The following is a 12,492-nucleotide window of genomic DNA, read 5'->3' as shown; positions in this document are numbered from 1 at the left end:
TCTGACGATCCCTCTTGGGTTTAGCCTCTTCTCCGTCAATGGGATCTACCTTTCTTTTCCGTTTCTTTAATCTTATAACTGAACGATACCCCGTTCGATCGCGACAGCAACCGCTTGGGATCTAGAATCCACTCCTAGTTTGTTATAGATGTTCGTCAAGTGAGCTTTGACCGTACGCTCGGATATCCCCATATCGCCAGCTATTTCTTTACTTCGATAACCGCGTGCAATGGCCTGAAGAACGATTCGCTCTTTCTCGGAGAGCACCGTTTGCTTTGAAGACGTATCATGCGCATCATGGCGTTTGCTCCTTGCCGCGAATACTCTTGCCATAATTTCAGGCTGTAGCAGCGTGTCGCCGCGAACCGCGGATTCGATCGTGCGGAATAGATGATCTCTTCCGGTATCTTTCAGAAGATATCCCTTTGCCCCCAATTCTAGCCCATTTATCATCAGTTCATCTTCATTATAAGTTGTTAATATCACAACAGGGATATGGATGTTCCTTTCCTTTAGCTCTTTCATGGTATCCAATCCGCTCATTATAGGCATATTTAAGTCCATAAGAATGATATCCGGCGTTAATGACTCCAATAATCTCAGGACCTCCTCTCCGTTTGCCGCTTCTCCGACGACTTGAAAATTGTCATTCGTCTCAATAATAAACTTTAGCCCTTCTCTTACCACAAGGTGATCATCAGCGATAAGCACGTTGTATTTCATGAACTCTCTCCTTTCTTATCGGATGTCTCCATCTTTATCAAAGTTCCGTAAGGGATATTATTGGTTATGATAAGCGATCCCCCTAAGATGCGAACGCGCTCCTTCATACCGATTAGTCCGTAATGTCCAGAAATGGAGTCCTTTTGATTCGAAGCCATGCCTTTCCCATCATCTTTTATTTCGAGGTTCATGTTCTCGTCCTCTATGCGAATGTATACCCACACATGACTGGCTTCAGCATGCCTGGCAACGTTAGTTAAGCATTCGCCTATAATGTGAAGTCCATGCTCCATCATTAACTTGGGTATGCTGCCATCCATGCTCATATCAAGAAATACTTGAATACCTGTCGCATTCTTGAATCTTTCTATTTCTTCGCGAATGGCATCTGAAAAGTCGACGGTTGCAAACGTTTTTGAACGAAGATTATCAATGGCTAACCTGGCTTCCGATAACGTTTTCTTTGCATGAACCATGGAATACTGGACGATTTCATGAGCTCTTTGGGAATTGCCTTTCGTCAAATGCGCGTCGACCGCATCCAGCTGCATAATGATACCCACCAGACCTTGGGCCAACGTATCATGCAAATCCCGAGCCATTCGTTGGCGTTCGTTCGCCAATGTCAATTCCTCAACCTTGCGATGTGCGCGCTCCAGATCTTCAAGAAAGGTTTGGGTACGGATCCGAGCATGAACCTGCTTTAGAAATAAATCGGCAAAAGAAACGAAAATGACGGTCATCATCACGTACAAGATCGACATTAAAACCAACAATGCGGATTGTCCCAAAATGAAGAAAGTCGATAGGAATAAAACATAGTACAAAACGGACATCATTACCATTTTGATTCTGTGATTGTAGACACCAACGCTTTGACCCGTCAAAACGGGATACATTCCAAGTAATAGCATAGAAGTGGCTTGATCCATAATAAGCGCACATCCCTGAATAATCAGGCCTTGAATCATGAAATAGACCCAAGGATATTTTTCCGTAAGAGATGAGAATTGCCAAATTAATGAGGCATGGAGAAGCATCAATCCCGAAAAGAAGGACAAAGAAATAAACGACGGCTCGTGCAGAACCTGTACAATCATGGATATGAAATAAATGAAAAAAACCCAAGTCATGCTCGGAACTCTGGCATTAAACATGGCATCGGGTAAGTCGTTATATTGATTTTTTTGCGACCACTGCTTGAACTCGTTTCCCGTTTCCATGTGTCCTCCTCTTTCGTTCTTGTAGTAATAACATGGTTTCTATTATACCTTACCTTATAGTAAACATAAAAAATCGTACATCAGGGCAAATACACTCATGTACGATTGGGCACAAATTTGCAGATTTCAATTCGATTCCACTAGATGATTTCTCTCTTTACTTCCGATTCTTTCTTAATGGATTCTCCTTCAACATCGATATTTGGCAATATGCGTTCAAGCCATTTCGGAAGATACCAAGCCGATCGCCCCATAAGGGTCATGACCGCAGGCATGATTGTCAGCCGTACAATAAATGCATCGAACAATATGCCGAACGCTAATGCCAATCCCATTGATTTAATCATGACATCTTCGACAAAGATGAAGCTTGCGAACACGGCAATCATGATAAGACCGGCTGCCGTTACGACGCTGCCACTATTTTTAAGACCAGACAATACGGCATTCTTCGCATTTCCCGAATGGGTAAATTCTTCGCGCATGCGACTGACCAGAAATACCTCGTAATCCATGGCTAAGCCGAATAGAATGCCTGCAGTCAAAATAGGTAAGAAGTTTAGTACAGGACCGGCTGCAGGTATGTCGAATAGCTTGGACAGGTTGCCATCCTGAACGACTAATACGACGAATCCAAGTGTTGCCGTAAGCGTAAGGAGATAACCTAACACGGCTTTGATCGGAACTAAGACGGAGCGGAATACCATCATGAGAAGAATCAATGCTAGTCCCACAATCAGTGCTGCAAATTTAGGAAAAGCTCCATTTAATTTCTCGGATATATCAATATTTACTGCCGTTGAACCTGTAACCATAACCTCAACTTGATCCTGTTGCTTAATTTCAGCCGCCTTATCGCGGATCAAATGAACCAAATCGGTTGTTTTCTCACTTTTTGGATCGGTTCCAGGGATAATCGTTACCATAGCTACTTTGCCCGTTGCATTCGTAACCGGTGGAGTTGCCATTGCCACATTCGGCAGCTCGCTAAGTTCTTTCCCTACCTTCGTAAATGTCGCTTGCGCTTTGTCAGTTGTCTCCGCTTTAAGAATAATAGCGAGCGGTCCGTTCATACCGGGCCCAAACCCTTCCGCGATCAAATCATACCCACGGCGGTCCGTTGATTCGGTCGATTTAGAACCTTTATCCGGAATCCCCGTTTGTAGATGCATTGCAGGCAGACTTATTGCTCCTAACAATAAAATGCCCGCAATAGCGATCGGTAAAGGATACTTCGTGATGAATCTTCCCCAACGATTTGAATGTTCATTGACTTTAGGGGGCTCCTGAATGGAAGTAGCTTTCGACTTCGGACGAATCCGTTCACCTGCAAATCCAAGTAGCGCTGGAACGACTAGGACGGAGATTATTACGGCTACAAGTACCGTAAATGCTCCCGCTATGCCCATGACAGTAATGAATGGAATTCCCGTTACTGATAATCCAGCAAGTGCAATGATAACCGTCAATCCAGCGAAAACAACGGCGCTGCCGGCGGTAGCATTGGCATGCGCAATGGACTCCTCTACCCCTTTGCCTTCCACAAGATTTTGTCTGTATCTCGAAGTAATGAATAAGCCATAGTCGATTCCGACAGCTAATCCGAGCATGATGGCCAGAATCAAGGAAAATGATGCCATTTCGATAAAATTAGCAGCAATAATAACAGACATGACGCCGATTCCCAGTCCTATTAATGCAGTTAGTATAGGTAACCCAGCAGCGAGCAAGGATGAGAATGTTATGGCTAGGATCATAAATGCGGCAATGATGCCAATGACCTCGGATATTCCGCCTATTTCAAGCTGGGTGAATTCCACACTTCCTCCGAGTTCAGTCTGCAAGCCCTCGCTTCGCGCTTGCTCTACACTTTCCAATACGTGTTCTTTTGATGCATCGGTGACTTGAGTCGCCTCCGATTTGTACGTAATTACCGCATATCCAATCTCTCTGCTATAACCAATTGTTCCAGCCTCATATGGACTGACGATCGATGCGATCTCAGAGTCTTGTGATATAGACTCTAGCGTCTTAGCTATCATTTTTTGCGTTGATTCCGACTCTAGCGTTTGACCGTCAGGGGCTTTGAAAATCACTTGGATCGTGCCGCCTTCAGGGCCTTTTCCTTGTGAGAACTCTTCTTTCAATACTTTCATCGCTTCCTCAGATTTTGTGCCGGGAATGGTCATTTCACCGTTTAAATTTATTCCCATACCGAGACCAAGAGAAACGGCGATAATGAGTACTGCTAAACTTCCAAACAAGACTTTCTTTCTTTTTCGAGCAGCAAAAATTCCAAGTTTATACAATAGCGTTGCCATGCGTAATCACCTTCCTCTACTTGAATGAATATCTGTCATTATAACGTCCAAGCAGCGGTTTGAAATCGTACATGTGGGCATTCACAGAATGTACTTTTGGGCATGCCCTTTAGGGAAGCCATGACGGATACATACCTAAAAATCAGGCACAAGCCTGCTTTCTTGATTGCCTAACTAAAGAAACACCAATATTTTTGCAGTTGACTTTACCCTTAGGGTAAGGTGGATAGTAGAATAGAACAAAGTTACGATGTTTAAAGCATTTAATCCGTATAAAAATATGAAGAATGGAGGTGACCTCTTGCTATCGATTGGAGAATTCTCAAAGATATGCGAAGTGTCTACAAAAACGCTTCGATATTATGATGAAATTGGATTAATTAATCCTGATGAGATCAATCCTGAAAACGGTTATAGGTATTATTCCATCAGGCAACTAAAAAAGATGCTCTTTATCAACCGTTTGAAATCCTATCATTTTTCTCTGGAAGAAATCAAAGCCGTTCTGGAATGGGAAGAGGATCTATCAGAAGAGATGCTTAGTGCTGCCCTTCATCGCAAGAGAAGGGAAATCGAAGAGAAGCTAAATGCTTTTGAATATACCATACAACAAATGAGTAATGATATTTTAAATTTAGAGAAGGGCACACCAATCATGTCATACCTTGACATGATAGAAGTACAACTTGTTGAAACCCAGCCAATGAATATCCTTTATATGCGTCAGATGATGAGTAGTGATGACTATGCTCAGGGATATGGAAAGTATTTTAGCAAGCTATATAAAAAGATCGCTACGGAGAAACTCACCTTATTTGGTACGCCGATGACGATTTATCACAGCCCTGAATACAATCCTGCCGGCAATGATACAGAGTTTGCCATCCCGATAGAGGAGACTGTAAAGGGAACGAGAGATTTGCCTGGAGGCCTATGTGCGAAGTCTGTTTTAAAGGGTTTATATTCCGAATTGACATCGGTATATGCCAAGCTAAGGGAATGGGTAGAAGATGAAGGATATGAATTGGTGAATTCACCATATGAAGTATATGTAACCAACCCCAATCAAGCCACCGTTCCTGAGAATGTTGTTACAGAAGTTTATTTTCCTGTAAAGAAAAAATAGGTGCAAGACCTATTTTCCTTAACCTTCGCTAAACAAAATAAAAAAATATCTTTTAGGAGGTATCTATAATGCAAAGAAACTATTGGCCAACTACAAAATGGCAAGCCGTAGACCCAACAAGCTTGAAAATGGACCCTGAAAAGCTTTCAGAGCTTGAACCTGTGATAAAGTCCGAATACAGTAATATAAACGGTATTGTTGTTGTGAGAAATGGATATATTGCTTACGAAAGATATTATAATGGCTGTGGCCCGGATAATACGCACCATGTGACATCTGTAACGAAAAGCATAATATCTGCCCTCATTGGTATTGCCATAGATGCAAGATATATAAAAAATGTAGACCAAAAGGTGCTGGATTTTTTTCCCGAATATGTTCCCGATGCTGCTAATAGGCAGAAACGAGAAATCACCATACGCCATCTTCTCACGATGACAGCTCCCTATCCATTTGAGGACTGGCACGAACCGCTGGACAAGATGTGTATGCAACCTGACTGGGTAAAGTATACTTTGGATATGCTGGGTCAACAAGGGAACATTGGAACTTTTAAGTACTCCACCGCAGGGGTGCACCTGCTTTCAGCTATCATCACTCGTAGCATAGGAAAAAGTGCCCGTAAGTTTGCTAACGAACGCTTATTTAAACCCATCGGCATGAAAGAAATCCCGGATTATGAAATGAAATCATTTGGGTTTGAGGATTTATTCGGGAACAATGTGAAAGGATGGGTTAAAGACCCAAACAGTAACTCCACAGGAGGATGGGGACTTACGTTAAATCCCCGTGATATGGCACGTTTTGGTTTTCTATATCTGAACCGTGGCAATTGGGACAATAATCAGATTATTTCGGGGACATGGATTGACGAATCAACAGCGATGAACCTCAATAATTACGGTTATCTATGGTGGTTACGCGAAGAGGATGGTGCTTCTGCATACCTAGCACTAGGCGATGGCGGTAATGTCATTTGTTGCATTCCAGAAAAGAACCTAGTCGTAGCCATTGCATCAGAATTCATCATGAATCCTCGTGATCGGTGGACACTGATTAAGGAACATATTATCCCGGCTGTCATAGACTGAACTTATTACCACCAAGTCTGGCAAAGATATTTTACTGACCTAATCTCGAAAAATTAATAGATAAATTAATAGATAGAAATGTTAAGCATCATAGCTTATATCAACCAACAGCAGAGCTGTCAAAACTGCGACATAATAAAAAAACCGCAGTTTTGGCAGTTGATTTCTTATGCTGCCTCCGCTAATCATTTTTCTACTCGATCAAGGGTACATTCCAGTAGCTTGAATAAAGTGGTATAAGATGTCCCGACCTTCGAATTGTCACATAGCTGGATGTATCTTTTTATGTTTCAGTTATAAAAGCATACACTGGATAGTTTTCATTTACTTCAAATCCTAGCCTTAAAGCTAGTTTATGCGATGGAATATTTTCATGCATGGTCTCCCACAAAGGGTACATTTTACTTTCAAGTAAGAGATCAATTAATTGAATTGCGGCAATTGTTGCATGCCCTTTTCCTCGCTCTTTTTTAACAAACGTATCCACATCAATGAAATATTCATTCCTAAATATAAAGCCATTATTTTTACAAATTGTTATTACTTGATTCTCTTTTTTTATTTCTACCCCTAAGCTTTTTTTAGTCTTAAACTCATCGCTAATGTATGAACAATGATGCAATGATTCAGGTAATATATCAAAATTCATAATGTTTATTTCTATTTCATCTTCTACTGAAGCAATTGATTTTTTGACTTGATTAAATTTATTCAAATTTAGTGTATACACTGATTCATAATGCTTATTCACTTTTAAATATTGTGTTTCCTCTAAAAATAGAGCATCCCATTGTTCATCATCGGAAGTATAAATTTCAAACCAATTTGTTTTACGTTCTCTACAATCAGGTATTACTATATTCTGTAAAAAACTGCTCACATCTAATTTGTTTTTCTCCGATGTTAAACTACCCTCTAAATACATCCATCTACCAATTGCCCATACAATTGCAATATTAGGTTTTTGTTCGTTATCAACAAATACCCTACCAGGATAGTTTCCATGGATAACTGATAATGCTGGGATGTAGTTCTTTTTATTACTAAAGAAGGGTTCTACAATAGTAAATTTATCAAAATGTAATTCTAGCATTATACACACTCCCCCTTTTATAGTTTTCTTGTACCGTTCCTGCATTTCTGACGTCCAAGTGACTTAAGTGACCGAAGGAACTGGTCGTTAGGCTTAGCTGATTGAATGTGTCAGTTGATTTGCTTCTACGATATCCCACTTAGCGACCCAAGACGGGGTACAAGGTTCAAGTAAAGTAGTATACTTCGGCTTATTCCCCAAGAGTTCTGAAGGATAATATATGCTAATGTGAACTTCTCTGGTTTGTTTACTTATTGGATCGATACGTGATATATCTTTAAAAGCAAAGACCTTTCTTCCAACAGTCATCGCCTTCACCCTTATTATATATTTGCGTCACTTTTCATTTAACGTTTCCGCATTACCGACGTCCATACGGCTTAAGAAGCGTATCGACTCGTCCGACGGACTTAGCCGGTTGGATGGTGTAGCCTGAATCTACTCCCTTGAGATCCACCTTAGCGACTGAGGAACGTCAGCAAAGACACATAAATGCATTGTTATAGGATGTCATAGTTTTCTTTGTAATACCCTCAACTTTAGTTATCATTATCTATCATTCTCCGTTAGCTGAATAATAGATTTAGCTATTTTATAGCTAAAATAGTAAATTCCCATGGAATATTTTCATTTTCCCAACCGCGATGTTCATCAAACTTCTGTAATTTAAAACCAGATGTGATTACCGAATTTATAATTTCACTAAGGGTATACGACCTAACAGAAACATCTGGAAAATCTTGTTGCTCCTTTTCATCAAAATAATGCTTATATGCTAAGTCTCCATTACGTAATTCCTGGTCAAAGTAACCAGGTCGAGTTAGAGTTTCAGGATCTTCAACAATACACTTTCTTAAAGGGTGGAAATCACTTAGAACCATTACCCCATTATCCTTTAGTAATGAATAGAGAATAGACATGAACGTATCTATATCATTAAAATAGTGTAATATTCCTCCTTCTAAATAAAGAATATCAAAATAATCTCCATACTTTGTTAAGTTAATATCATAAATATCTCCGACAATATAATCAATCGAGGTGTTTGCATATTTAGCCAATTCTAATGCATATTTTTTATTTTCTTCTGAGATATCAAATACGGTTACTTCTGCACCCAACAAAGCTAATGGAACTGCTTTTCTACCGTTTGAACCACAAAGATTGGCAATCTTCTTCCCTTCGATATGGTCAAAATACTGTTTATGTTTTTTAAGACATGCTTTAGGATTTTCTAATATTCTATTAGCTTTTCCTTGTGGAGAACCGTCTCTTTTGTTCCAAAATTCATAAGCTCTAAATTCCCAAGCCTTTTTATTTTTGCTGCTTTGTTCATTCATTTTCATTTTCCTCCCCACTAGCTGAATAGCATCAATGAAATAATTGCTTATAGAGGTTTTTAAGATGTTCGCTGATTCCTATAACGTTTGGGTATCTACGAATCCTCTTCACCTTAAAGGAACAAAGCGACTGGACACAGCATAGATACGATGTTATCTGAAGAAATCGGCTTCTTCGATTTAGCTAGCATATCTATTCGACCTCATGATAAACATGTAGAGGATATCTACCTTTATATTTTGTAGCTTAATATTGGGTCACTGCAGTCCTCTACTTTCATTGCAATCGTTTCCATTTTTAAGTTTAGTAATGAATGTATGGCTGAGTTCCCATAGCCCTTACCTTGAAATCTCTCATCAATCATAAATCTAAGTATCCAATAATACCCATCAGAATATACTTTATTATCAAATAGGATAAAGCCTACCATTAATCTGCATTAGATACTACTAATTTACGGGGTCACTTCAACCTTAGGGTCGGTTTTTACTTTCTCTTGTTGTTTGAATTAATGTGTGTTAGAAGTGCAAGGATAAACATTCCGAAAAGGAACATAATCGTCAAAGCTTCTTTTACTTCCATAGCTTCACCTCCTTTCGAAGGGAAACCATGCCACCCAAGATTCGATTGAATCTATATTTTACCTGTTAACTGAACTCCGTACAAGCGTTCTATATTCTATTTATATTATGTTTTTAAGGCTTGTTTTGGTCGTGCCTTCATTATAAAAATAATCCCCCTATTAATTCTCAATCATCTTCTTTATTCTTTCCTAATCTTGTACTCAACTTTTTGATTAAAACAGAAAGGTCCGTCTCCGAAGAGACCGACCTTTTGGCACTATATAGAATATAATTCATAAAGTAAGGGGCAACACCATGTAAAATGAATTAAAAAATGCTTAGTGAGTGGTTCTTACACGCCTTACTTCTGCTGCCCTTCCAGCTTCGGTTCTACCATCATTTTTTTGGACAGGTATATTGCAACAAAAATAGCCGTAATTCCGCCAACTAGTTTTCCGACAATCATTGGAAAAATCATATCTTTGGCTACCCCAGCTGTAAAACCAAGGTGATCCCCGAACACAAATGCGGCAGATACGGCAAAGGCCACGTTGATGACTTTACCACGAGCATCCATGTCTTTCATCATACCGAACATCGGGATGACGTTGGCCAGCGTGGCCACTAAGCCTGCTGCCGCGATCTCATTCATGCCTAGCATTTTACCCAGCTTCATCAATGGCTTATTAAACACTTTCGTAATGACAAATACCATCGCGAAGGCGCCTGCCAACACAATCGAAATATCCCCGACGATCTTGATTCCTTCATCAATCGGAGCAAGGCCAGGAATGATCGTGATGCCTGTAAGCTGTTGCACAATGCTAGCCGCGAGTCCCAGCGTCGCCACGATAACAATGAACTTTCCGAAGATGGTGAAGCCCTTGATCATTCCTTGCGGGAACCTCCATAAGCCGAGCACGATCAGAGCCGCAAACAGAATGATCGGTACCAGATTGGACAAAATCATGGAGATAGAGTAACCGGCAACCAATCCTCCCGTCAAGCAGCCAATCGGAATCGTCACAATGCCGGCAAGCACACCGGTCGCCATATATTTATGATCTTCTTTTTTGATAATGCCGAGCGCAACCGGAATGATAAATACAATGGTTGGACCCAACATTGCACCTAGAATAACTCCAGCAAACATGCCTGCATCCGGATTATTTGCCAATTCAAGTGCTAGTGAAAATCCACCCATATCGTTGGCTAACAACGTGGTCGCAAACATAGCCGGGTCTGCTCCTAACGCGGTATACAAGGGTACGACAATAGGACTTAACAGCTTGGCCAATACGGGTGATAACGAAATAATCCCTACCATCGCCAGTGTTAACGATCCCATCGCCATAATCCCTTCATCAAATTGATGACCTAATCCAAATTTGTACCCAATGCTTTTGTCGATGGCACCCAAAACCATGAAAATAACCATGATGTAGATGATAATCTCATTGATTTCCATATGCGACGATCTCCTCCATTCTCATTTGAAATGGTTTTTTATTTCTTCAGCTGGGGATGGTATCACGGAATAATGAACCATCCGTTTTTCATCCATGGAGGATAGAATGACCTTCATCCCTTGCTCCACGTCGCTGACACTTCCTGTAAACACGGCTAGGAACTTACCGCCAATCGCCATGCCGAGGTTCATTCTTTTGACATGGATATCGCTCTGCTTCAAGGCGTTGTTCAACGCAAAAATACCGGAAGATACCGTAGACGTTTCCATAATTCCGATCGCGTCTATAGGCTGGGGGGAATAGCGCTTTTTTAAGCCCTCTACGATCTCAGGATGAACGCCATGCAGCACAAAATCGCTGATTCTGAAATCGTTAGCATCCACCTTTGCGAAGTCCATCGCTTCTTGGACATCTGCGGTATCACCGCTGATGATAATCAGAAACTTACCCGGACAAATGGGCTTGAGATGATGTACATGCACAGAAGATGTTTTCAGCATGCGGTCGGCGGTCTCATAACCTTTGCTAATGCTGCGCAGTTCGACGACACCGATGGCGCTACTCATGAGGCAACTCGAGGGAGTCGACGATACCTACGATGACGGCGTCAACGGGCGCGTCTGCACTCGCTATGGATATTCTGGCAGCGCTTCCCTTCGTCACGAGAACGGTGTCACCAATGCCTGCTCCCGCATTGTCCGCGGCAACAAAGTATTCGTGCTGAACCTGTTTATCATACGAGAACGGTTTCACTACCAGGAAGGTAAGACCGTTTAGCTTCTTATCTTTACGGGTAGCCCACAAGCTACCCACAACTTCTCCTACGATCATAGACTCACCTCGCTATCTTCTGTGTATATTCATCTGCTGCATTCTTAAATAATCCTGCGCAAGCGGGGTAATAATGCTATTTCGATCGACCACAATCTCTCTGATATTGCGGAGGTGGTATTTTTTCAGATCGGCTTCGGTAATAACTTTCCTAGACAGAACTTCCAGCCCAGAGGGCGTAGCCTCGAGTTCCGTATGAACATCTGCCACCTCTGCATTTTCCAGACAAGCAGACAGCAACTCCATGGTTGGGACAAACCGAATGCCGAAGCTGCAGAGTTTATCCGCCTGTCCTTCATACAGCTTGTATAGCAGGACAGGCGCTGTCGGCTTATATTTCCTGTAAGCTAGTCCTTCTTCCAAAGCGACAACCTTTTTCCCTTTTAAAAGCATGGTCAAAAGAAATCGTTCACGGTTGCCCGCGCTTATGCCGTTGGCGAGGTTGGACAGCAGCTGAATGCAAATCTTGGGAATGACAACCAGCTCGCAGTCTCTGATGCTCTCATCATAATACTGCACGTCATAATGCTCGTTCAGCATATTCTCCAGCTCAGATGCGGGCTCAGCAGACAGAAGAACCGCTTTTTGTTTGACGGTCGGCATCGTTTGTGCTGCCTGACGCTGCTGCACTCGCTTATAGACTTCCTCCGTTACCGTCTGAATGAGCGCTTCCCTATCCAGAGCTTGTATATTCATTATTTCACACTCCTA

The 12,492-nt window shown here is 41.5% G+C and carries 13 protein-coding genes; 2 read left to right on the top strand and 11 right to left on the bottom strand.

The features are described from left to right. Positions 1 to 72 precede the first annotated feature (72 nt). From PGLA_RS19850 to PGLA_RS19840, 3 genes are all read right to left on the bottom strand, one after another. On the bottom strand, positions 73 to 723 hold the full coding sequence (locus PGLA_RS19850; protein WP_068536193.1) for a response regulator: 651 nt from the start codon (positions 721 to 723) through the stop codon (positions 73 to 75). Further along, positions 720 to 1,946: a sensor histidine kinase gene (locus tag PGLA_RS19845; protein WP_068536191.1), complete on the bottom strand. Its 1,227-nt coding sequence runs from the start codon at positions 1,944 to 1,946 to the stop codon at positions 720 to 722. The genes PGLA_RS19850 and PGLA_RS19845 overlap by 4 nt, the downstream gene beginning before the upstream one ends. A gap of 140 nt (positions 1,947 to 2,086) precedes the next feature. Further along, on the bottom strand, positions 2,087 to 4,267 hold the full coding sequence (locus PGLA_RS19840) for an MMPL family transporter (RefSeq protein WP_068536190.1): 2,181 nt from the start codon (positions 4,265 to 4,267) through the stop codon (positions 2,087 to 2,089). Between the two features lie 301 nt (positions 4,268 to 4,568). Here PGLA_RS19840 and PGLA_RS19835 point away from each other — a divergent pair, with 301 nt between their 5' ends. After that, the gene (locus PGLA_RS19835; RefSeq protein WP_068536405.1) at positions 4,569 to 5,393 is read left to right on the top strand and encodes a MerR family transcriptional regulator; all 825 of its coding nucleotides are present in this window, start codon (positions 4,569 to 4,571) and stop codon (positions 5,391 to 5,393) included. 68 nt (positions 5,394 to 5,461) lie between these two features. Next, complete coding sequence (locus tag PGLA_RS19830) at positions 5,462 to 6,484, top strand: serine hydrolase domain-containing protein (RefSeq protein WP_068536188.1); 1,023 nt, start codon at positions 5,462 to 5,464, stop codon at positions 6,482 to 6,484. A gap of 283 nt (positions 6,485 to 6,767) precedes the next feature. On the opposite strand, the gene PGLA_RS19825 is transcribed toward PGLA_RS19830, so the two are convergent. The 8 genes from PGLA_RS19825 to PGLA_RS19795 form a co-directional block, all read right to left on the bottom strand. Next, positions 6,768 to 7,577 carry a GNAT family N-acetyltransferase gene (locus PGLA_RS19825; protein ID WP_068536187.1) on the bottom strand — a complete coding sequence of 270 codons (810 nt, stop codon included), beginning with the start codon at positions 7,575 to 7,577 and terminating at the stop codon, positions 6,768 to 6,770. A gap of 93 nt (positions 7,578 to 7,670) precedes the next feature. Beyond that, positions 7,671 to 7,886, bottom strand: a complete 216-nt coding sequence (locus tag PGLA_RS28610) for a hypothetical protein (protein WP_068536185.1) — start codon at positions 7,884 to 7,886, stop codon at positions 7,671 to 7,673. Between the two features lie 278 nt (positions 7,887 to 8,164). Further along, positions 8,165 to 8,917: a class I SAM-dependent methyltransferase gene (locus PGLA_RS19815; RefSeq protein WP_068536183.1), complete on the bottom strand. Its 753-nt coding sequence runs from the start codon at positions 8,915 to 8,917 to the stop codon at positions 8,165 to 8,167. Between the two features lie 487 nt (positions 8,918 to 9,404). Continuing rightward, on the bottom strand, positions 9,405 to 9,458 hold the full coding sequence (locus PGLA_RS29180) for a hypothetical protein (RefSeq protein WP_245700195.1): 54 nt from the start codon (positions 9,456 to 9,458) through the stop codon (positions 9,405 to 9,407). Positions 9,459 to 9,842: 384 nt separating this feature from the next. Further along, a complete protein-coding gene (gene eutH, locus PGLA_RS19810) occupies positions 9,843 to 10,949 on the bottom strand; it encodes an ethanolamine utilization protein EutH (RefSeq protein WP_068536182.1) in 1,107 nt (368 codons plus the stop codon). Positions 10,950 to 10,970: 21 nt separating this feature from the next. Then, positions 10,971 to 11,516 (bottom strand): BMC domain-containing protein, encoded by a 546-nt coding sequence (locus PGLA_RS19805; RefSeq protein WP_068536180.1) that lies wholly within the window; start codon positions 11,514 to 11,516, stop codon positions 10,971 to 10,973. Next, entirely contained in the window at positions 11,509 to 11,781 is a 273-nt protein-coding gene (locus PGLA_RS19800) for a EutN/CcmL family microcompartment protein (RefSeq protein WP_044877363.1), read from the bottom strand. Before PGLA_RS19800 ends, PGLA_RS19805 begins: the two co-directional genes overlap by 8 nt. A gap of 12 nt (positions 11,782 to 11,793) precedes the next feature. After that, on the bottom strand, positions 11,794 to 12,477 hold the full coding sequence (locus PGLA_RS19795; RefSeq protein WP_211269592.1) for a TIGR02536 family ethanolamine utilization protein: 684 nt from the start codon (positions 12,475 to 12,477) through the stop codon (positions 11,794 to 11,796). Positions 12,478 to 12,492: the final 15 nt, after the last annotated feature.

Source organism: Paenibacillus glacialis, from assembly GCF_001637205.1.
Classification (GTDB): Bacteria; Bacillota; Bacilli; order Paenibacillales; family Paenibacillaceae; genus Paenibacillus_AQ; species Paenibacillus_AQ glacialis.
Note: the sequence above shows the minus strand (reverse complement) of the source record. Positions and strands in the feature narration are given on the sequence as shown.

Coding starts and splice junctions, on each gene's coding strand:
- PGLA_RS19850 (WP_068536193.1), bottom strand. CDS start 723: ATGAAATACAACGTGCTTATCGCTGATGATCACCTTGTGGTAAGAGAA.
- PGLA_RS19845 (WP_068536191.1), bottom strand. CDS start 1,946: ATGGAAACGGGAAACGAGTTCAAGCAGTGGTCGCAAAAAAATCAATAT.
- PGLA_RS19840 (WP_068536190.1), bottom strand. CDS start 4,267: ATGGCAACGCTATTGTATAAACTTGGAATTTTTGCTGCTCGAAAAAGA.
- PGLA_RS19830 (WP_068536188.1), top strand. CDS start 5,462: ATGCAAAGAAACTATTGGCCAACTACAAAATGGCAAGCCGTAGACCCA.
- PGLA_RS19825 (WP_068536187.1), bottom strand. CDS start 7,577: ATGCTAGAATTACATTTTGATAAATTTACTATTGTAGAACCCTTCTTT.
- PGLA_RS28610 (WP_068536185.1), bottom strand. CDS start 7,886: ATGACTGTTGGAAGAAAGGTCTTTGCTTTTAAAGATATATCACGTATC.
- PGLA_RS19815 (WP_068536183.1), bottom strand. CDS start 8,917: ATGAATGAACAAAGCAGCAAAAATAAAAAGGCTTGGGAATTTAGAGCT.
- eutH (WP_068536182.1), bottom strand. CDS start 10,949: ATGGAAATCAATGAGATTATCATCTACATCATGGTTATTTTCATGGTT.
- PGLA_RS19805 (WP_068536180.1), bottom strand. CDS start 11,516: ATGAGTAGCGCCATCGGTGTCGTCGAACTGCGCAGCATTAGCAAAGGT.
- PGLA_RS19800 (WP_044877363.1), bottom strand. CDS start 11,781: ATGATCGTAGGAGAAGTTGTGGGTAGCTTGTGGGCTACCCGTAAAGAT.
- PGLA_RS19795 (WP_211269592.1), bottom strand. CDS start 12,477: ATGAATATACAAGCTCTGGATAGGGAAGCGCTCATTCAGACGGTAACG.